This window comes from Mesorhizobium sp. WSM1343 (genome assembly GCF_055901535.1).
In genome coordinates, this window is the sequence record NZ_CM148370.1 from 4,246,805 (window position 1) to 4,267,690 (window position 20,886).

Here is a 20,886-nt window from a genome sequence, read left to right on the forward strand (position 1 = left end):
CACGCGTTGAACCTGCCCGCAACAGGTCTTGCGAGACTATCGATGCCTTCGGAATCCGCCCTAAGTCGATCTCCCGACGGCGCTATAATTCATCCACAGTACCGCTGCCCTAACGCTCGCAGGGTGTGATCGTGAAGACGGCAATCATTTTCGACTGCGAGTTTCTTTGCCTGGAGGGCTCGCAACGCAGATTCTGGTGCGCGGCCCACGATCCCGACCCGGTGATCGCACAGATCGGCGCCGTCAGGCTTGGACTTGAAGGCGACTTCCCCCTGCTCGGAACACACAAGGCCTATATCAGACCGGTCGACCGGTTTGGTCAGAGCTACGCCCTGGACCCATTCTTCACCAAACTGACCGGCATCACCGAGGAAGATTTGGAGACAAAAGGGGTGGCACTAGGGGATGCCCTCGCCGACATCGATCGTTTTTCCGAAGGGGCGCGATTCTGGTCCTGGGGCAAGGACGAATTGAACATGATCGCCATCAGCTGCTATGTCGGGGGCATTCAGCCTTCGATCCCGGCCACCCGGTTTGACAACGCCGTCAAGCTGCTGATCGCAGCCGGAATGCCGATCGAGGATCTGGCGAGAACGCCGAGCAACAAGCTTGCGGATTACTACGGCGTCAAGCACCCGCCATTGCAGGGCACGATGCGCTCGATGACGCGCTGTCCGTGACCTACACCCTGCAGCACCTGATGAAGACCGGAAAGCTCCGGCCGGAGATCTTCGACCACTTGTAGGTAGAGAAGCCTGGTGGGATGAAGCCTGGTGGGATTCCGGCGCGCGTCGCGCTCAGATCACCGAATCCGTCCAGCGCACAATCTGCCCGGCGGCGTCGCCGAACGCCTTGTCGAGTGCGCTGACATAAGCAGGATTGCCGCTGCCCGAGACGGGTGCGGCTGCGGTGAAGCTCTTGGAAGCACGGACCTCGCCGTTGCGATCGTTCAGGATCCGCACGAACAGATCGACCTCGGCATGTTCGCCGCCGTCGACCCGAACCTCGAATGAGCGGATCTCGACGATCACCTGATAGTCGATCGCCAGGCCCTCGCCCGGCTTGCCGACGCCGGCAAAGCTGCCCGAGCGCTGGAAGGTCTCGGCCAGCCGCGCCTGCACGATCAGCGGCAGCCGGTCGGCCCATTGCGCCCCCTTGAGATACTGGATCGAACGATCCGACGGCTTGATGACGATGTTCTGGCTGTCCAGCGCCTTGAGCGCCGACGGCTGCGCGATCAGGATCTGGCGGCGGCTGTGGCCATGCGCGTCGACCGACGGCGCCGACAGCTCGAACGTATCGAGCGGCGCGGGCTTGCCGCCCAACGCCGCACAGCCTGCCAGCGTCAAGGCAAGCAGTGCCGCAGCCGATGTCAACCCGCCCGTTTTCACCCACACAGACTTCACGCGCGATCCCCGTTGTCCCCGGATCGTAAGATCGACCCGCTTTCGCGGCTCATGTTTCTGGGGCGCGCCGACGCCGAAGTCAACGCCGCGCCCTGCCATCGAATTGCCGAACCTCGCCGTCGCCACCCGACAGGATGCGCTGCGGATTGCGGCTGAGATCGGTTACCGCCTCCTCGATGCGGCTGATCGAACGGCGGCTGTCCTGCACCAGCGCTTCGACGTTCGAAAGCCCCTGGCCCGAGAATCGCGCCAGATTGTCGGTGATGACGCCAAGGCGGGCATTCAGCGTGTCGGCAACCTGCTTGAACGACTTCAGCGTCGCCCTCGCATCCGCCATCACGCCGTCGGCCTGCCCCGACCCGAGCAAGGTATCGACCTTGGCTAGAATGCCATCGACCCGCACCGAGGCATCGTTGAGCCGTTGCGCGAGCTGCTTTGCATCCTTGATCGTCTGGTCGATGTCGTCGGCCCGGTTGGCGAACTTGTGGGTCACCTCCGCGATGTCGGCGGCGGCCTTGTCGGCGCTCTCGCTGGCCTTTTGGATGTTGGCGAGCGCCGAGCGCACTTGTGCGGGATCGATACCGTCGAGCACGTTGTCGACCTTGGCCAGCGTGCCTTGCGTCCGTTTGGCGAAGTCGTTGACCGACCCCACGGCTGTATCGACGTTCTTGATCACGCCGTCGAGCTGCTTCGACGTCTGCTTGAGGTTACCGGTTACTGCGTCGACATTGGCGACGATGCTCTTGATCTTGTCCTTGTCGACCGCGTTGAGAAGGCCTTCGGCCGCCTTCAGCGTGCCGTCGAGTTTGCCGGAAACGCCTTTCAGCTCATCGGCCAGCGTGCTGGCCGCGGACAGGAACTTGTCGATGCCGTCCGAATTCTTGGCCAGCGCATCGGAGAAGGTCTGGACGTTCTGGACGGTCTGCGTCAGCGGCCCGCGAACGTCCTTAGTGAAGCCTTCGAGCTCGGTCAGCACCTTGTCGGCGCGGGTGAAGATATTCTGCGCCGTCTGCAAGAGGTTGGTCACCGCCGACGGGTTGGCGACGATCTCGGCGACCTTGCCTTCCTTTTCCGCTTGGTCGAGGAGCTTTACCTCCTTGGGATCGGCGCCCTTGAGCTCGATGTTGGCCTGCCCGGTCAGGCCGGCAAGCCCGATATCGGCTTGCGTCGATTTGGTGATCGGCGTCATGCGGTCGATCTCGGTATCGGCGATGGCAACCGTCGGATTGTCGACATCAATATAGACGCGCTTGACGTCGCCGACCTTGACGCCGTTGAACAGCACGAAACTTCCGCGGCCGAGCCCGGAGGCCGAGCCCGGAATGCGCACGCGCAGCAACGTCGTCTCGCCCTTGTCGCCGATCGCCGCCGTCCAGTAGACGAAGGCAAACGCCGCCAGGATCGCGGCCAGCGTGAAGATGCCGACAATGACGTAGTTGGCTCTGGTTTCCATTGTCCCACTTATGGCTATGCGCGCGCCGCAAGATCAAGTTGCCGGGCGCGTTTTCCGCGGAAATAGGATTTTACCCACGGTTCCTCGCTCTTCAGCATGTCGTCGATGGTGCCCTCGACCAGCACTTTCTTCTTGCCGAGCACGGCCACCCGGTCGCAAGCGGTGAACAGCGTGTCGAGATCATGCGTGACCATGTAGACGGTCAGATCCATCGTATCGCGCAGCTTGACCACCAGCTCGTCGAACTCCGCCGCGCTGATCGGATCGAGACCCGATGTCGGCTCGTCGAGGAAAACGATGTCGGGATCGAGCGCCAGCGCCCGCGCCAGCGCGGCGCGCTTGATCATGCCGCCGGACAGTTCGGATGGGAATTTTTGCGCCGCGTCGGGCGGCAGCCCGACCAGCTCGATCTTGAGCATCGCCAGTTCGTCCATCAGCTTTCGCGGCAGGTCGAGATATTCGCGCATCGGCACCTGGACGTTTTCCAGCACCGTCAGCGCCGAGAACAGGGCGCCGTGCTGGAACAGCACGCCAAGCCGCATGTCGATGCGCAGACGCTCGGCATCATCAGCTTTCTCGATATCGACGCCGAACAGCTTGATGGTGCCCGACTGCTTGCGTGTCAGGCCGAGAATGGTGCGCAGCAGAACGGATTTGCCAGCACCCGAGGCGCCGACAAATCCAAGGATTTCGCCGCGCCTTATGTCGAGCGACAGTCTGTCGAGGATAAGCTTGTCGGCAAAGGAAACGCTGATGTCGTGCGCGGAAAGCACGATATCGCCCTCGCCCGCGTCATCCGCCAATGCACCCGCCCTTTTCCTGTTTCGCAGCTTCATCTCAGAACTCGATCGCTGCGTAGAACATGGCAAAAAGCCCGTCGAGGATGATGACGACGAAGATCGACTTCACCACAGAGGCGGTGACGTGCTGGCCGAGCGATTCGGCGCTGCCGCCGACCTTCATGCCTTCGACCGAGGCAATCGTGCCGATGATCATGGCCATGAACGGCGCCTTGATCAGGCCGGCAAAGATGGTGCTGAGATCGATGGCGACACGCAGCCGGTCGATGAAGGCGGCGGGTGGAATGTCGGAATAGAGCCAGGCAGCCAGGATGCCGCCGCCGAGTGCGGCGAAATTGGCGATGATGGTCAGGCACGGCAAGGCGATGACCAGCGCCACGAGGCGCGGAAAGACCAGGACGCCGATCGGGTTAAGTCCGATGACCTTCAGCGCGTCGACCTCCTCGCGCATCTTCATCGAGCCGATCTCGGCGGTGATCGCGCTGCCGGAGCGGCCGGCGATCATGATCGCCGTCATCAGCACGCCCAGTTCGCGCAGGATCAGCACGCCGACGAGGTCGACGACGAAGATATCGGCGCCGAAATAGCTGAGCTGATAGGCGCCCTGCTGGGCAACGATGGCGCCGACGATCGCCGACATCAGCACCACCACCGGAATGGCGCCGACGCCCATACGGTCGATCTGGTTGAAAATCGCCGCCGGGTTGACGGCATGGCCACGGCCGAGCTTCATCTGCGCGCCACGGATGGTGGCGCCGAGGATGTTCATCGAGGCCAGAAAATCGTCGCGCATCTCGTAGACCCGGCGGCCAACCGCCTCCAGCGCGCGAATGACGATGTTGGGCGGTCGCACCGGGCCGGATTCGGGTTCGCGCCGCACGGCCTCGCCGACAGCTTCGAGCAGGATCGAAGCGATCTCGCTCTGGCCTTGCATCTGGATTTCGACACCCTTCTTTTCGAAAGCGCTGACCAGCCGGTCGATCAGCCAGGCGCCGGCAGTGTCCATCTTCTCGATCTTGGAAACATCGAGCGCCAAGATTTTGAAGCCGCTTCGCTTTTCGATCTTGCGCATGTCGGCGTCGACGAGTGCAACGGTCCGTGTCGTCCAGATTCCGGAGAAAGCGCAGCCAAGAACGCCGTCCTCCTCGCCGATCGCCACGCGCGGTTCGTGGTCAGCCTCCCCTGCGGTCGTGCCGCTTGCGTCGCGCTTGCCGATGGTCAACATGGCGTCCTGTTTAGCCTGACGGGTCTGACCTGTCGATTTGCCGACAACGCTTGTCGCACAGCAGGAGCAGAAAAATATGGCGCGTGTCATTTCGGTCGAGGCCGAGCGTTTTCCCATCGCCGGAACCTTCACCATTTCGCGCGGTTCCAAGACCGAAGCCGAAGTGATCTCCTGCACGATCAGCGACGGCGGCCATTTCGGCCGCGGCGAATGCGTCCCCTACAAGCGCTATGGCGAGACGATTGAGGGCGTGCGCGAGGCGATCGACGCCATGCGCGGCCGGATCGCCGATGGCATCAGCCGCAGCGCCTTGCTCGATGCCATGCCGGCCGGAGCCGCCCGCAACGCCATAGACTGCGCCCTATGGGATCTGGAGGCGAAGCTCAGCGGAACATCGGTGGCGGTTGCGATAGGTGCTGTTCCCTTGCAGGCGCTCGAAACCGCCTACACGCTGTCGCTGGGCGAGCCGGAGGCGATGGCGGCGCAGGCCCGCGCCAATGCGGCGCGGCCGCTGCTCAAGGTCAAGATCGGCGGCGACAACGACATTGCCCGCATCCGGGCGGTCAGGCAGGCAGCGCCAGACAGCCGCATCATCCTCGACGCCAATGAGGGCTGGAGCGACGACAACATCGTTGCGAACCTCGCCTTTGCCGCCGAACAAAGCATCGCGCTGATCGAACAGCCGCTGCCGGCCGGTCATGACGAGATCCTGCGCCATATCGCCCATCCGGTGCCGATCTGCGCCGATGAAAGCGTGCACGAGGCTAAGAATCTCGAAGCGCTTGTCGGTCTTTACGATGCCGTCAACATCAAGCTCGACAAGTCGGGCGGCCTGACGGCGGCACTGGTGCTGCGCGATCGCGCCCGCGAACTCGGTTTCGGCGTGATGGTCGGCTGCATGGTCGGCACCTCATTGGCGATGGCGCCAGCGGTGCTGCTTGCCCAGCATGCCGATTTCGTCGACCTCGACGGTCCGCTGCTGCTTGCCCGCGACCGGGTACCGGGCCTTGTCTACCAGGGATCGCTGGTGTCACCGCCCGATACGGCGCTCTGGGGCTGAGCGCGCCGCAAGGCCGATCAGCGCCAGTCCGATCAACGCAATCGGGATCATGGCAAAGAAGCCGTCGACACCGAGACGGTCGTAGAGCGGGCCGGACGCCAGCGTCACCACCGCCATGAAGAAGCCGTTGGAGAAATAGGCGATGCCTTGCGCGGCACCTGTCCGCTCCTCGGAGATCGTTTCGCCGATCATCTTCTGCAGCCCGATCAGCCCCAGCGCCACCGAGACCGAGTGCAGCGACTGGACAGCGAAGAAGCCGGGAATGCCGAGGCCGAGCGGCCAGACCAGCGGAAAGGCGATCCAGCGCACGATGGAGCCGATTCCGGCCATCACCATGACCGACACGACGGAGAACCGGTCGAAAAAGCGGGTGAACATCATGAACATGCAGACTTCCGACACCACGCCCCAAGCCCATAAGAGACCGACTACCGAATCACCGAGGCCGATCGACTTCCAGTAGATGGAGACGAAACCGTAGAGGAATGCGTGGCTGGCGGTGATGACGCCGACGCCCATGGAGAAATACAGGAAATACGGGTTGAGAAGCTTCGGCGCTGAATGCTGGATGTCGGTGGCCGACAGCGGCGAGGCGCGCCGCGGACGGCCAAGGCGCGGCGCCAGCAGGCCAGCGGCAAGGGCGGCGGCAAACGCCACCAGAATGATAACCGGAACGGCTTGTGAACCGGTTACCGACAGAATGAAGCCGCCGGCGATATTGGCGAACAAATAGGAAATCGAGCCCCATTTGCGCATGCTTGTGTAGTTCGAACCGAAGCGGCGGACACCCGAAAGAGCCAGCGAATCGGCGATCGGCGAATGCGGCGTCCAGACGATGGTCAGCGCCAGCGAGACCGCCAGCACCATCGCATAGGTGGGTGTCAGGAAATAACCTGCCGACAAAAGCAGCGACGCAGCCATCAGCGCGACATAGACATCGGCGCGGTCCCTGGCACGGTCGGCCAGCGCGGTCAGCAGCGGCGTCGTCACCACGCGCAGGAACATCGGCGCCGCCAGAATGACCGCGATCTGCTCGGCATGAAAACCCTTGGCCTGCAGCCACAGCGGAAAATACGGCAAGTGCGTTCCGAGCGGCACGAAAAGCGTCGCGAAGATCAGGCTCATGCGCAGTTCGAAATGGCGCGGCTTGACGAGTTGTTCGGGCGAGAGCTGCGGCAGGGACATGAATCGATCCAATCGCGCTGTATTCGGCCGGAGGGCAACGCGTATCGATCCCTTAACATGGACGAAAACCGGACGAAACCGGTTGGACTAATTGATTGATTCCGAAGCCGAAAGGACTTCGGACTAGGCCGCCTGCCCTACCCGGTCCTCGATAAGCAGCGGGATAAAGGGCTCGTCCGGCGCCTCGGGCAGCACCTGCGCCCAGGTCAGGATTTCCATGCGGCCGTCAAAATGCTCGACCACAGCCGTACAACTTTCCACCCAGTCGCCGGTGTTGATGTACTGGACATCGCCAAAATTTTCGATGACGGCATGATGGATGTGGCCGCAGATGACGCCATCGACATGCGAACGGCGCGCCTCGTCGGCAAGCATGGTCTGGAACGAGCCGATGAAGTTCACCGCCTTCTTGACGTTGTGCTTGGCCCAGGACGAAAACGACCAATAAGGCAGGCCGAGCAGTTGGCGCAGCCGCGTCACCACGCGGTTGACCAGCATGGCCGCGTCATAGGCGTGGTCACCGAGATAGGCGAGCCAGCGCGCATTGTGGACCACGGTGTCGAACTGGTCGCCATGGATGACGAGCAGCCGCTTGCCGTCGGCGGTCTCGTGAATGGCGCGATCGGCAACGACGATGCCGCCGAAATGCACGCCCTGGAACTGGCGGGCGAACTCGTCATGGTTGCCGGCGATGTAGGTGATGGTGGCGCCCTTGCGCGCCTTGCGCAGCAGTTTCTGCACGACGTCATTATGGCTTTGCGGCCAATGCCAGCTCCGTCGCAGCCGCCAGCCATCAACGATGTCACCCACCAGATAGATGATATCGGCATCGTGATATCGAAGGAAATCGATCAGGAACTCGGCCTTGGCCGCCTTCGAGCCCAGATGGACGTCGGAAATGAACATGCTGCGGAAAGTGCGGGGCTCTTGGCCGGACATCGCGATTTCACCCTTGCTTTCACGCAGGCTATGCCCCGATTCATGCAACAACCGTATGACGGTTGCGATTGGTCCAGCCGAAGGACTAGCTTGCCGGCCAAATCACAGGAGAAATCGTCATGGATCTCGGTATCCGCGGAAAGAAGGCCATCGTCTGCGCTTCGAGCAAGGGACTTGGGCGCGGTTGCGCCATGGCGCTGGCGGAAGCCGGCTGCGACATTGTCGTCAACGGACGCAATGCGGAGCTGGTGGCGAAAACCGCCGCTGAGTTGCGCGAGCGCTATGGCGTCACGGTGACGGAAGTCGTCGGCGACGTCTCGAAGCCGGAGGTCCAGAAGGCGCTGCTCGTGGCTTGCCCCGAGCCGGACATCCTGGTCAACAACAATGGCGGACCGCCGCTTCGCGACTTCCGCACGCTTGATCGCGAAAAGATCCTCGAAGGCGTTACCCAGAACATGGTGACTCCGATCGAGCTCGTGCAGGCCGTGCTGGACGGCATGGCGGCGCGCGGCTTCGGTCGCATCGTCAACATCACCTCGCTGTCGGTCTATGTGCCCATTCCCGGCCTCGACCTGTCGTCCGGCGCGCGTGCCGGCCTGACCTCGTTCCTTGCCGGCGTGGCCAGAACGGTTGTCGACCGCAACGTCACCATCAACAGCCTTCTGCCGGGCAAGCTCGACACCGACCGGCTGCGCGGCCCGCATGAGGCCGGCACAGTCGAAAGCCCTCAGGCCGCAGCCGCGCGCAAGACCCGCATCAGCGCCGATGTTCCGGCCAAGCGGCTCGGCACGCCGGAGGAATTCGGCCAGATCTGCGCCTTCCTGTGCTCGGTCCACGCCGGCTATCTGACCGGGCAGAACATACCGGTCGATGGTGGTCTTTACGTCAGCGCCTTTTGATCAACTTATCCGTGAAACGGTCGGAGCCGTCCGTCAGACAATCGTTATAAGTATTTGATTGTTCAAGGCTTTCTACGCGCCGCCGGGTATTGCCGCCGGCGCGTCAATTAGCGTCGCGAAAAACCACGGCTGCATGCTAAAAGGGAATCTCCAGGCAGATTTCGAGGGAGCGGCCGCATGGAAGGCGAGAGCAAAAAGACGGCACGTTCGGACCTCGACGAAGCCGCCCTCTACTTCCACAAGCACCCAAGGCCGGGAAAGCTCGAGATACAGGCGACCAAGCCGCTCGGCAATCAGCGCGACCTCGCGCTCGCCTATTCCCCCGGCGTCGCCGCCCCCTGCCTGGAAATCCGCGACGATCCGGCGACCGCCGCCGACTACACCGCACGCGCCAATCTGGTCGGTGTCGTCACAAACGGATCGGCCGTGCTCGGCCTCGGCAATATCGGCCCGCTGGCCTCCAAACCGGTCATGGAAGGCAAGGCCGTCCTGTTCAAGAAGTTCGCCGGCATCGATGTCTTCGACATAGAGATCGACGCGCCCGCTATCGAGCGCATGGTCGAGACGATCTCGGCCCTCGAGCCGACCTTCGGCGGCATCAATCTCGAGGACATCAAGGCGCCGGAATGCTTCGAGGTCGAGGAACAGCTGAAGGCCCGCATGGGCATACCGGTGTTCCACGACGACCAGCACGGCACCGCCATCATCGTCGCTGCCGCCGTGCTCAACGGGCTGGAGTTCGCCGGCAAGACCATATCGGACATCAAGATCGTCACCTCCGGCGCCGGGGCTGCCGCCCTTGCATGCCTCAACCTGCTGGTCTCGCTCGGCGCCAAGGTCGAAAACATCTGGGTCACCGACCGTTTCGGCGTCGCCTACAAGGGCCGCACCGATGAGATGGATCGTTGGAAAGACCCCTATGTGAAGGACACCGAGGCGCGCACGCTGGCCGACGTCATTTCGGGCGCCGACGTCTTTCTCGGCCTGTCGGCGGCAGGCGTACTGAACCCGGAACTGCTCCAGCACATGGCGCCGAAGCCGCTGATCCTGGCGCTGGCCAACCCCAATCCGGAGATCATGCCGGAAATAGCGCGTGCAGCGCGTCCGGATGCGATGATCTGCACCGGCCGGTCCGATTTTCCCAATCAGGTCAACAACGTACTGTGTTTTCCTTACATTTTTCGCGGTGCGCTCGACTGCGGCGCCAGCGCCATCAATGAGGAGATGAAGATGGCGGCAGTGCGGGCAATCGCGGCGCTCGCACGCGAGGAACCTTCGGACGTCGCTGCCCGCGCCTATTCCGGCGAGACGCCGATCTTCGGCCCTGAATTCCTGATCCCTTCGCCCTTCGATCCGCGCCTGATCCTGCGCATAGCGCCCGCGGTCGCCAAGGCAGCCTGCGACACCGGCGTCGCGACGCGGCCGATCACCGACTTTGCCGCCTATATCGACAAGCTGAACCGCTTCGTCTTCCGCTCCGGCCTGGTGATGAAGCCGGTGTTCTCGTCCGCCAAGGCATCGAGCGCCAAGCGCGTCATCTATGCCGACGGCGAGGATGAGCGCGTGCTGCGCGCTGCCCAGGTGGTGCTCGAAGAAGGCATCGCCGAGCCGATCCTGATCGGCCGCCCGCACGTCATCGAAGTGCGCCTGAAGCGCTACGGCCTGCGCATCAAGCCCGGCGTCGATTTCGGCCTCATCAACCCGGAAGACGATCCGCGCTACCGCCACTATGTCGACCTTTTGATCGAACACGCCGGCCGGCGTGGCGTGACGACGGAGGCCGCGCGCACCATGGTGCGCACCGACAACACGGTGATCGCAGCACTTGCGCTGAAACGCGGCGATGCCGACGCCATGGTCTGCGGCCTCGAAGGTCGGTTCGAGCGGCATCTGCGCAACGTCACCTTGATCATCGGCCCCCGCGCCGGCATCAAGGACCACGACCTGTCGACGCTTTCAATGCTGATCTCGCAGCGCGGCATCATCTTTCTGACCGACACCCACGTCTCCGTCGACCCGACGGCGGAAGAAATCGCCGAGATGACGGTGCTGGCGGCGGAAGAAATCCAGCGCTTCGGCATCGAGCCGAAGGCAGCACTCTTGTCGCATTCCGATTTCGGCTCGCGCGATTCGCCCAGCGCCCTGAAGATGCGGCAAGCAGCGGCGATCCTGGCGCGCATCGCGCCTGACCTTGAATGCGATGGCGAGATGCATGCGGACACTGCTCTGTCGGAGCACCTGCGCCAGCGCGTCTATCCCCATTCGAGACTGAAGGGCGAAGCCAATTTGCTGGTGTTCCCCAACCTCGATTCGGCCAACATCACGCTGACGGCGCTCAGAACCATGACGGATGCGCTGCATGTCGGGCCGATCCTGCTCGGCACCGACATGCCGGCGCATATATTGACGCCGTCTGTCACCTCGCGCGGCGTCGTCAACATGACGGCGCTTGCCGTGGTCGAAGCCGCCCACAAGGCACAAGCGGTCGTCAATCTGGGCTGAACACGGATTTCGCGGTAAACTGCAGTTAACCGCGAACACGGTAGCCTTGCGGGGCTAACAGTCGGATTTGGAAGGCGGAGTTTGGGCGGATGGCAACCGGAGGGTGGAAGCAGGCGCATGCTGCCGTGCTGCTTGGCCTGCTGTTGTCCGCAACCTGGGGAGTAGCCAAGCCACAGGCTGCTTCGCGGGTCTGCCGCCAGTTGGAAGCCGATCTTGCCGCGTCCTCGCGCGGCGGCGGTGGCGGTCCGGCGCTAGTCCGGAAATACGATTCCGCGATTGCCAGGCAGCATGAGCAGATTTCGAAGGCTCGCAGCCAGGCGAGCCAGGCCGGGTGCGGTTTTTCGCTGTTTGGCCGCAACCTCAATCAATGCGCCGGGCTCAACGCCACCATCGACCGCATGAATGCCAATCTCGACGCCTTGCAAAACAAGCGCGAGCGGCTGGCTGGCGGTGGCTCTCGCCGCGATCGCGGACGCGTCCTGGCGGCGCTCGACGCCAATGGCTGCCGCGACGACACCGTTGCGCCTCGGCGTGCGCCTTTGCAGGAAGCGAACCGCGACGGCGGCAGCGCAAACCTGTTCGATCAGCTCTTCGGCGGCAACAGCAAGCAGCTCAATATGCTTGATGAACCCAACCAGCCCGACGATCCCAGCGAGGAGCGCAATGTCCGCCGTGTGCTCAACCAGCCCGGCGTACCGGATTTTCCGAGCGTCGGTGGCGAATTCCACACGTCCTGTGTGCGCACCTGCGACGGCTACTTTTTCCCTATGTCGAACTCGGCCTCGGCAGGCGATTTCGAACGCGACCAGAAGAATTGCGAATCGAGCTGCCCCGGCACCGAGATGCAGGTTTTCTATTCGCGCGGCATGGACGACGATTCGGCGTCGATGACGTCATCTGTCACCGGCCGGCCTTACAGCGAATTGCCGACCGCCTATCTCTACAAGCAGCCCGGCGTGTCGCGGCCGCCGGCTTGCGGCTGCAACGCCGCTGCGCAGGGTTTCCAGATCATCGCCGGCAATCCGCCGAATCCGGTGCAATCGCAGCCAGAGACAGACGCGTCATCATTCATTCCAGTCCCGGTTGCAAAACCTGATCCGGGCGCCGATCCCGAAACGCTGGCCAATCTGGAAGGTGGGCTCGACCGCGAGGCGATCAAGCGGCTTTCCGCGAGGCCGGTGACGTCGCCCGTGTCCGCGCTGCCGCCGGAACAGCGCAAGGTCAGGGTCGTCGGGCCAACGTTCCTTCCCGACCCATCAGCGGCAATAGATCTGCAAGCTCCGGCCCCGAAGGCAGTCCGGTAAGGGCTGTCCTGAGTGGCATGAACAACGCCTTGCCCTTGCGGCCGGTCGCTTCCCTGATCTTGCCCGTCCAGTCCTTCCAGATCGTCGCGGTCCAGGGTTCCTCCGGCAGCAGGTCGAACGCCTGTCGAAGAAAGTCGCGGTCGTCATCGGAAAATTGCGGCTTCTCCTGCGGTCCTTCGCGCAGGATGCGCCACCAGTTGACCGCATCGGCCAGCCTGTCGAGATTGCCGCGCACCGCCAGCCAGAACGGTTCGGCCTGCTCGCCGGAGACGCCGAGCACGATGAGACGGTCTTGTGCCTCGGCGAACGGCATGTGGTGCAGCAGCGACCGGTTGAGCACGAACAGCTCGTCCGGATCGAACTTGGCCGCGGATTTCGATGTCGCCGCCGGATCGAAGCGTTCGGCGAGTTCGCCCATCGTCGGCATCGCCGCGACATTCTCCGAAGTGCCTACCAGGACGGCCAATGATGCGACGGCCATCGGCTCGATGCCGTCCTCGCGCAGGCTTTCGATGGAGAGCGCGCCGGTGCGCTTCGACAAGCCCTCGCCCGATGCGGTGGTCAGGAGATTGTGGTGGCCGAACACTGGCGGCGTGGCAGCCAGTGCCTGGAACAGGGCGATCTGCACGCCGGTGTTGGTGACATGGTCGTCGCCGCGGATGACATGGCTGACGCCCATCTCGATGTCGTCGACCACGGAAGGCAGCGTATAGAGATAGGTGCCGTCCTCGCGCACCAGGACCGGATCGGAAAGCGAGGCCAGATCGACGGTTTCCTCACCGCGCACCAAGTCGTTCCAGTGGATTTCAGTGCGTTCCGGCTGTTGTGGATCGCCTGAGAAATTGGGCAGGAGAAAACGCCAGTGCGGCCGGCGGCCATCGGTCTGGTATTCGGCGATCTGTTCGTGCGTCAGGGTCAACGCCTCGCGGCCATAGACCGGCGGCAGACCGCGCGTGCGGCGCACCTTGCGCCTGAGATCCAGCTCCTCCGGCGTTTCGTAGCAGGCATAGAGAACGCCTGCCGCCTTCAGCCTCTCGACCGCCGCGTCATAGACTTCGAAGCGCCGCGACTGGTACTCGGTGGCGTCGGGAAAAATGCCCAACCAATGCAGGTCGTAGAGGATGGCGTCGGAAAACTCCTGCTTCGAGCGCGCAATGTCGGTGTCGTCGAAGCGCTGGATGAAGCGACCCTTGTTGTTCACGGCGAACAGCCAGTTGAACAGAGCCGTGCGCGCATTGCCGATATGGATGCGGCCGGTCGGCGACGGGGCGAAACGAACGGTAACTGTCATGAGCGGGGCGTACCGGATGCTTTTACGATTGACAAGACGCGCCCCCGCGCTGCCCGGCAGACATAGAACATGGCGGCTGGAATGAAAAGACCGGGCGTTGGACGCCTCAGGAGGCACCCAGTCCGCAGGCGGCCTTTGTAACCGAGCGCTGCCAGCCGCTGGGGCCGACCACCGGTTGAAGGCGATCAGCGGCCGAAATCATCGGAACTGAGGCGGGTCCAGCGGTCGCCCACCAATCCACCGATAAAGATGTCGCCGGAGCGGACCGCTTCCGTGACCTCGGCGATCCGCGAGCGGACCATCGTTCCCCCGGCATAGCGGAAGAAGACATTCTTGTAGCCAAAGAGTTGGGATATGAATCTGGTCTGCGTCTGCCCGGTGATGCCCACGCAGCCCATCTCCCATGCGGCGGCGACAAGCGCATCCAGCGTCGCGCCCCAATGCGATCCGAATGCCTGGATTTGCAACAGGTTCGCCATGTCGCCGGCTTGACCATAGAAGGCATAACAACCGAGCATTTTGCCCGTTTCGTCGTAGATCCCACCGAAATGAAGGGGGCCGTCGGCCCGCTTCTCGGCCGCCAGCGCAAGCAGCCGTGGCAACTCCCCATCCTTCCAACTCGGCCGAAGAGCGTAACCAGACAGGAGGGTCGGCAGTTCCTCGGCAAATTGCACGGCATTGATCGGCTCACGGTGGGTGCGATGCGACGATGAATGCTGGACGGGGGGCTCGAACCTTCTTTTCGCAAGAGCATCGAATGCTCGCGCAAAGGGGTCGAGTACAAGGTGAGGCAGGCCGGGCCATTTACGGTGCAGTGCGGCGGCGGCCATTCCCGCCGGCCGGAAGACATATGTCCATCCCAGACAATGCACCGGCAGGAGTTGATACTTCATCGGGCGCGCGAAGGCCAAGGATGTCCGGTTGGCCGAATCGGTCAGCTGCAGATCGAATTCGCCTTGATGCAATGCCCGCAGCAATTGCGGTCCGGCCGAGCCGTCATCGGTGCCGGGGTCGGCCATGAGCGGCCCGATGATCGCCGCATTCAATGGCGCACCATTGAGCTCGTAGCGGGCTTTCAAAACGCCGAGGAACCCACCCAGGCGGCCCTGCCGGTTGATCTGGACAAGAGCGTTGCTTTCACCGGAGTGGCCGGCAGGGTCGAGATAAATCTCTCTCATATACGCGGCCGTTTCGGCGATAGCGCGATCGAGGAGGTGACGGTGCCGCCGGCGAAACTTCGTCAGGAAGAGTGCGGCGACGCGCTCGAGATCTTCGGCAGCAAGCGGCCGAACCGAGCCATGCTGAGATTCCAGCACTGACGGCGCAGCCAACTTTTCCTCGGCATTCGCAGAAAGATGCATCGTGAAGAACGTCCGTGGGTTGCCTCCATCGGATATATATCAACCAATGGTAGAAACAACGTATCTCGGTCAATATGATGAACAGAGGTCCCTAGACTTACTATCCGGACAGGACTTCACAGGCAAATCAAGTCGGCCAGCATCACGGCGCTGATCGACGGGTCGACTGCCTCCCTGCGATCGCATCTCCTGCTCCAGCCCGCTGGGCTGACCGTGCCTGACAGAGGCGGCCTCCGGCCGAAGCTGGAGGCCGCCTCAGGTCAGCTGACAAGTCCCTTGGTCAGTTCGAGCGCCTGGCGTTCGAACAGGCGACGGTAGATGCCGCCTTTCAGCCGGATCAGTTCGTCATGCGAGCCTTCCTCGACGATGTTGCCGCGATCGAAGACCAGCAGCCTGTCGAGCGCCCGCACTGTCGAAAGCCGGTGCGCGATGACCAGCGTGGTGCGGCCGACCATCAGCCGCTCCATCGCCTGCTGGATCAGCACCTCCGATTCCGAATCGAGGCTCGATGTCGCCTCGTCGAGGATCAGGATGCGCGCATCGGCAAGGAAGGCGCGCGCGATCGCCACGCGCTGACGCTCGCCACCCGACAGTTTCACGCCGCGTTCGCCGACCAGTGTACCGTAGCCCTTTGGCAGGTTGGTGATGAAGTCATGCGCACTCGCCAGCTTCGCGGCATGCTCGATCTCCTCCTGCGACGCACTCGGCCTGGCATAGGCGATGTTTTCGGCCAGGGACCGGTGGAACAGGATCGGCTCCTGCTGAACGATGGCGATCTGCCCGCGCAGCGAGGCTTGCGCCACCTGCGAGATGTCCTGACCGTCGACCAGGATTTTCCCCGCGTTCACGTCATAGAGCCGCTGGATAAGCTTGACGAAGGTCGTCTTGCCCGACCCCGAATGGCCGACCAGCCCGACGCGCTCACCCGGCGCGATATCGACCGAAAAGTCGCGGTAAAGCGCGGATCGGTGATGGCCATAGTGAAAGGTGACGTTGTCGAAGCTGATCCGTCCTTCGGTGATCCGGATCGGCTTGGCACTTGGCCGGTCCTCGATGCCGAGCGGTTCGGACTGGAAATCGACCAGCTCTTCCATATCGTTGATGGAGCGCTGCAGGTTGCGGATATGCGTGCCGATGTCCCTGAGATAGCCCTGCAGCACAAAGAGCGAGGTCAGCACGAACGCAACGTCGCCGGCGCTCGCCTGCCCCCAGGACCACAGCATCAGCGCCAGGCCGATCACCGCAGCGCGCATGACCAGCAGCAGCACTCCTTGCGTGGTGCCGTTGATGGTGCCGCGCACCCAGGTGCGCCGTGTACGCGCACGCCATTTGGCGACGACCTCGGCCAGGCGGCGTTCTTCGCGCTCCTCGGCGCCAAAGCCCTTGACCACGGCGTTGCAGCTGACCGCGTCGGCCAGCGAGCCGCCGAGGCGGGTATCCCAGGTGTTGGCGAGCCTTGCCGCCGGCGCGACATAGCCAAGTGACAGCAGCGCCGTCACCGTGATGAACAGCACCGAACCGGCAGCAACGACCGCACCCATCAACGGCCAGAACCAGCCAAGCAGCAACGTCGACCCGACCAGCATGACGATCGACGGCAGCAACGCGATGAGGATGGTGTCGTTGAGCAGGTCGAGCGCCCACATGCCGCGCGTCACCTTGCGGACGGTCGAGCCGGCAAAGCTGTTGGCATGCCAGTCGGTGGAAAAGCGCTGAACGCGATGGAAAGCATCGGCGGCGATGTCGGCCATCATCTTCAAGGTCAGCTCGATGATGCCCATGAACGCCAGGTTGCGCAACACGACGCCGGCCAGCGCCAGCGCCATCAACATCGAGAACGCCGTCAGCGCGGCATTCCAGGCAATCGCGTCGGCGCCGGCGCTGCTGGCGACGGCGTCGACCAGCCGGCCGGAATAGAGCGGCGTCAGCACATCAGCCAGTGTCGACAGCAGGAAGCTGGCCATGATGAGCGAAAGCCGCCACGGCTGGCGCCGCCAATGGGTAAGCGTGAAGCCGAGAACGCTGCGAAAGGCGCTCGCGCGCAAATCGATCTTGAAACGAGCCATGATGTCATTCGGGCACAAACGAGCCCGATCCCAGTAGGTCGAAAATTGAAGAAGCCGCGCAAGGGCCAATGATTGCCCGGAAAGCGGAGTGGCATATTTGGCGTATCGCCCATAACCGGGCGGCGATCGGCATCGGCATAAGCCTGTGCTCGATCCGGCATCGGCACGAAGGGCAAACCTTCGCGGAGCGCCAGATGAGACCTAGGCTTCGCGGCCTCGCATTACCATGTGAAATACTGCCATTCGGACCTCCCGCAAGACAATTGCGGAGCGGTTCTTATAGAGACGCTCCGATGCACCGCCAAGACGGGCTGACGCCAAAAGCGTATCTGGTCCAACCACTGCGATTATTTTGCAACAATGGCGGGCAAGCCGCGCCTCATTCAGGAACGCGATCCAAGCGCATGTAGCGGCCATCGGTCGATGGCTTGAACCCGAGCTTTTCATATATGCCATGGGCATCGCTGGTCGACAGGCTCCAATGGAAAACGGTCCTGACCTCCGGATGATCGATCAGGGCCTGGACGAGCCGGCTTCCTATGCCCTGCCCGCGATTCTCCGGCCAGATGATGAGATCGGCGAGATAGGCGAATACGGTGCGGTCGGTGATCGCCCGGCCGAAGCCGACTTGCCTGCCATCGACATAGGCGCCGACGCAAAGCGAATTTGCAAAGGCGCGGCGATGGACTTCGTCAGTGCGTCCGGCGCCCCAATAGCTTGCCATCAACAGGTCCGATGTCGCACGAAGATCGATCCGTGACATGTCGAAGCTGATCTCACAATCGGGCATGGTTGTCTCCGGCCGCGCCGCGTGCGCTTTCGGTACCTAGCTGCGATCCCTGAAACGATTGGTGATGGGGTAGCGGCGGTCGCGGCCAAAATTCTTTTTCGTGATCTTCACGCCCGGCGCCGCCTGCCGTCGCTTGTATTCTGCGATGTAGAGCAGGTGCTCGATGCGCGTCACCGTCGCCCGGTCATGGCCGCGCGCGACGATGTCGTCGACACCCATCTCATTCTCGACCAGGCATTCGAGGATATCGTCCAGCACCGGATAGGGCGGCAGCGAATCCTGGTCGGTCTGGTTCTCGCGCAATTCCGCCGATGGTGCCTTGTCGATGATGTTCTTCGGGATCACCTCGCCCGAGGGGCCCAGCGCACCCGGCGGCACGTGGCTGTTGCGCCAGCGCGACAGCGCGTAGACCTGCATCTTGTAGAGGTCCTTGATCGGATTGAAGCCGCCATTCATGTCGCCATAGAGCGTGGCATAACCGACCGACATCTCGCTCTTGTTGCCGGTGGTGACGACCATTGAGCCGAACTTGTTGGAGATCGCCATCAGGATGGTGCCGCGTGCGCGGCTCTGCAAATTCTCCTCGGTGATACCTTCCTTGGTGCCTTCGAACATCTGCGTCAGTGCGTGCAGGAAGCCCTCGACCGGCTCGAAGATGGGCACGATGTCATAGCGGCAGCCGAGAGCGCGGGCGCAATCCTCGGCATCTTTGAGCGAATCCTTCGAGGTATAGCGGTAGGGCATCATCACCGCGCGCAGCCGTTCCTCGCCGAGCGCATCGACGGCCAGCGCCGCGCAGATCGCCGAATCGATGCCGCCGGACAGACCAAGCACGACGTTCTTGAAGCCGTTCTTGTTGACGTAGTCGCGCAGGCCCAGCATGCAGGCGCGATAGTCGGCCTCCTCCCGGTCCGGGATTTTCGACATCGGCCCTTCCGAGCAGACCCAGTGATCGCCTTGTCTCTTCCAGGTGGTGACGTCGACCGCTTCCTCGAACTGGCTCATCTGGAAGGCAAGTGTCTTGTCGGCGCCAATGGCAAACGAAGCGCCGTCGAAGATCAGCTCGTCCTGGCCGCCAAGCTGGTTGGCATAGATCATCGGCAGCCCACATTCGATGACCTGGCGGATGACGACCTGGTGGCGGACATCGATCTTGGCGCGATAATAGGGCGAGCCGTTCGGCACCAGCAGGATTTCTGCCCCGCTTTCGGCCAGCGTCTCGCAGATATCGACATCGCCCCAGATGTCCTCGCAGATCGGAATTCCGATGCGCACGCCGCGGAAATTGACCGGCCCCTGGATCTCGGGTCCGGCCTGGAAGACGCGCTTCTCGTCGAACTCGCCGTAGTTCGGCAGATCGAGCTTGTAGCGTTCGGCGATGATCTTGCCGCCGTCGGCGAAGATGATCGAATTGTGCGTGCCGCTCTTGCGCTTCAACGGCGTGCCGATGATGACGCCGGGACCGCCATCCGCGGTGTCGGCGGCAAAGTCCTGTGCCGCCTTTTCGCAGGCTTTCAAAAAGGCCGGCTTCAGCACCAGATCCTCCGGCGGGTAGCCGGCGAGGAAAAGCTCGGTATAGAGCACGAGATCGGCGCCCTGACGTGCGGCATCCGCCCTCGCCTCGCGGGCCTTGGCGAGATTGCCTGATATGTCGCCGACAGTCGGATTGAGCTGGGCGACGGCGATGCGCAGGATGTCGAGCTTCTTGGTCATGCCTGCTGACTTAGCGCGGCAAAATTGCCCGGGCAATGGCGTTCGTTTGGACCAATTCGGAGCAAATGACGAATGTCATTTGTGTCCGGACCGATCGATTCGATCGTGTTTGACCGATCGACGAATGCCGATCGTGGCAAGCGACCACGTTTCAGTCGTCGCCCATATATTCGCGCAGCGCTTGCGGCGAATGGTTCTCGCCGATGGACATCGCCAGGATGCGTGAAATATGGCGGCGCGGCAAATGCGTCTCCGCTGCCCATTGATTGATTTGCCTCTGGATCTTGTCCAAATCCTTCTTCGAAGTCGGGCTTTCGGCGATGTCGAGGCCGGCGTCGCGCAACGCCGCGGCCATATCGCCCGAGATGACGAACGCATCCCACCCCAGCCAGCGCAGGAAATACTGGCCCGTATTGCCGCCCAGCCGGCTGCCATGCTTGCCGAGCCAGGCCATCAGCCCGACCTGGTCATCATCGGGCCATTCCGCAAGGAATTTGCCGAAACCGCCATATTCCTTCGACACACGCTCGACAAAGGCAGCATTGTCGCGAACGGATTTGATCTTCTGCGGGTTGCGTACGATGCGCTGGTCGGCCGTCAGATCGTGCCAGAAATCATCGGGCTGGAACAACAGCCGCTTCGGCTCGAAGCGCAGAAACGCCTCCTCGAAGCCAGGCCATTTCTGCTCGATGACGCGCCAGACGAAACCGGCGGCGAAGACGCGCTCAGCCATAATGGAGAGAATGCGGTCATCGGGGATGTCAGCCACGGCGGCATTGTCAGGCGCCGGACCAAGCAGCGACGTCAGTTCCTCTTCGCCGCCCTTACGTTTTGCGGCGCGAGCGCGAATTTTCTTGAAATCGGCCATTGGTCCCTCGGCAACTGGAATCAA

At 62.7% G+C, this 20,886-nt stretch carries 16 protein-coding genes and 1 pseudogene; 5 read left to right on the forward strand and 12 right to left on the reverse strand.

Annotated features, from left to right (window positions below):
- The first annotated feature begins 131 nt into the window (after positions 1 to 131).
- Positions 132 to 745 (forward strand): annotated as a pseudogene (locus tag AC0NIL_RS20760) (3'-5' exonuclease).
- A gap of 52 nt (positions 746 to 797) precedes the next feature.
- Here AC0NIL_RS20760 and AC0NIL_RS20765 read toward each other — a convergent pair.
- The 4 genes from AC0NIL_RS20765 to AC0NIL_RS20780 form a co-directional block, all read right to left on the reverse strand.
- A complete protein-coding gene (locus AC0NIL_RS20765; RefSeq protein ID WP_407067818.1) occupies positions 798 to 1,406 on the reverse strand; it encodes an ABC-type transport auxiliary lipoprotein family protein in 609 nt (202 codons plus the stop codon).
- Positions 1,407 to 1,485: 79 nt separating this feature from the next.
- On the reverse strand, positions 1,486 to 2,859 hold the full coding sequence (locus AC0NIL_RS20770) for an MlaD family protein (protein WP_024503545.1): 1,374 nt from the start codon (positions 2,857 to 2,859) through the stop codon (positions 1,486 to 1,488).
- Positions 2,860 to 2,873: 14 nt separating this feature from the next.
- Positions 2,874 to 3,695, reverse strand: coding sequence for an ABC transporter ATP-binding protein (locus AC0NIL_RS20775; protein ID WP_013531884.1), 822 nt, complete (start codon positions 3,693 to 3,695; stop codon positions 2,874 to 2,876).
- A gap of 1 nt (position 3,696) precedes the next feature.
- Positions 3,697 to 4,884, reverse strand: a complete 1,188-nt coding sequence (locus AC0NIL_RS20780) for an MlaE family ABC transporter permease (RefSeq protein WP_063167913.1) — start codon at positions 4,882 to 4,884, stop codon at positions 3,697 to 3,699.
- Between the two features lie 76 nt (positions 4,885 to 4,960).
- Here AC0NIL_RS20780 and dgcA point away from each other — a divergent pair, with 76 nt between their 5' ends.
- Positions 4,961 to 5,944 (forward strand): N-acetyl-D-Glu racemase DgcA, encoded by a 984-nt coding sequence (gene dgcA / locus AC0NIL_RS20785; protein ID WP_027161492.1) that lies wholly within the window; start codon positions 4,961 to 4,963, stop codon positions 5,942 to 5,944.
- On the opposite strand, the gene AC0NIL_RS20790 is transcribed toward dgcA, so the two are convergent.
- Both AC0NIL_RS20790 and AC0NIL_RS20795 read right to left on the reverse strand, forming a co-directional pair.
- Entirely contained in the window at positions 5,915 to 7,129 is a 1,215-nt protein-coding gene (locus AC0NIL_RS20790; RefSeq protein WP_027161491.1) for an MFS transporter, read from the reverse strand. The two genes, dgcA and AC0NIL_RS20790, sit on opposite strands and share 30 nt — an antisense overlap.
- A gap of 123 nt (positions 7,130 to 7,252) precedes the next feature.
- Complete coding sequence (locus AC0NIL_RS20795; protein WP_027161490.1) at positions 7,253 to 8,068, reverse strand: UDP-2,3-diacylglucosamine diphosphatase; 816 nt, start codon at positions 8,066 to 8,068, stop codon at positions 7,253 to 7,255.
- 119 nt (positions 8,069 to 8,187) lie between these two features.
- Between AC0NIL_RS20795 and AC0NIL_RS20800 the strand changes: the two genes are divergently transcribed.
- From AC0NIL_RS20800 to AC0NIL_RS20810, 3 genes are all read left to right on the forward strand, one after another.
- The gene (locus AC0NIL_RS20800) at positions 8,188 to 8,967 is read left to right on the forward strand and encodes an SDR family oxidoreductase (RefSeq protein ID WP_224672870.1); all 780 of its coding nucleotides are present in this window, start codon (positions 8,188 to 8,190) and stop codon (positions 8,965 to 8,967) included.
- Positions 8,968 to 9,144: 177 nt separating this feature from the next.
- Positions 9,145 to 11,469 carry an NADP-dependent malic enzyme gene (locus AC0NIL_RS20805; protein ID WP_127371457.1) on the forward strand — a complete coding sequence of 775 codons (2,325 nt, stop codon included), beginning with the start codon at positions 9,145 to 9,147 and terminating at the stop codon, positions 11,467 to 11,469.
- 89 nt (positions 11,470 to 11,558) lie between these two features.
- Positions 11,559 to 12,773 (forward strand): DUF2865 domain-containing protein, encoded by a 1,215-nt coding sequence (locus AC0NIL_RS20810; RefSeq protein ID WP_473573390.1) that lies wholly within the window; start codon positions 11,559 to 11,561, stop codon positions 12,771 to 12,773.
- On the opposite strand, the gene gltX is transcribed toward AC0NIL_RS20810, so the two are convergent.
- The 6 genes from gltX to AC0NIL_RS20840 form a co-directional block, all read right to left on the reverse strand.
- Positions 12,691 to 14,064 (reverse strand): glutamate--tRNA ligase, encoded by a 1,374-nt coding sequence (gene gltX / locus AC0NIL_RS20815; protein WP_063167908.1) that lies wholly within the window; start codon positions 14,062 to 14,064, stop codon positions 12,691 to 12,693. The two genes, AC0NIL_RS20810 and gltX, sit on opposite strands and share 83 nt — an antisense overlap.
- 185 nt (positions 14,065 to 14,249) lie before the next feature.
- Complete coding sequence (locus AC0NIL_RS20820; protein WP_275953114.1) at positions 14,250 to 15,425, reverse strand: hypothetical protein; 1,176 nt, start codon at positions 15,423 to 15,425, stop codon at positions 14,250 to 14,252.
- Between the two features lie 260 nt (positions 15,426 to 15,685).
- A complete protein-coding gene (locus tag AC0NIL_RS20825; RefSeq protein ID WP_473573391.1) occupies positions 15,686 to 17,491 on the reverse strand; it encodes an ABC transporter ATP-binding protein in 1,806 nt (601 codons plus the stop codon).
- 379 nt (positions 17,492 to 17,870) lie between these two features.
- Complete coding sequence (locus tag AC0NIL_RS20830) at positions 17,871 to 18,281, reverse strand: GNAT family N-acetyltransferase (protein ID WP_473573393.1); 411 nt, start codon at positions 18,279 to 18,281, stop codon at positions 17,871 to 17,873.
- Positions 18,282 to 18,317: 36 nt separating this feature from the next.
- Positions 18,318 to 19,994, reverse strand: coding sequence for an NAD+ synthase (locus AC0NIL_RS20835; RefSeq protein ID WP_013531895.1), 1,677 nt, complete (start codon positions 19,992 to 19,994; stop codon positions 18,318 to 18,320).
- A 151-nt stretch (positions 19,995 to 20,145) separates the two neighbouring features.
- The gene (locus AC0NIL_RS20840) at positions 20,146 to 20,862 is read right to left on the reverse strand and encodes a DNA-3-methyladenine glycosylase I (RefSeq protein ID WP_024503558.1); all 717 of its coding nucleotides are present in this window, start codon (positions 20,860 to 20,862) and stop codon (positions 20,146 to 20,148) included.
- Between the last annotated feature and the right edge of the window lie 24 nt (positions 20,863 to 20,886).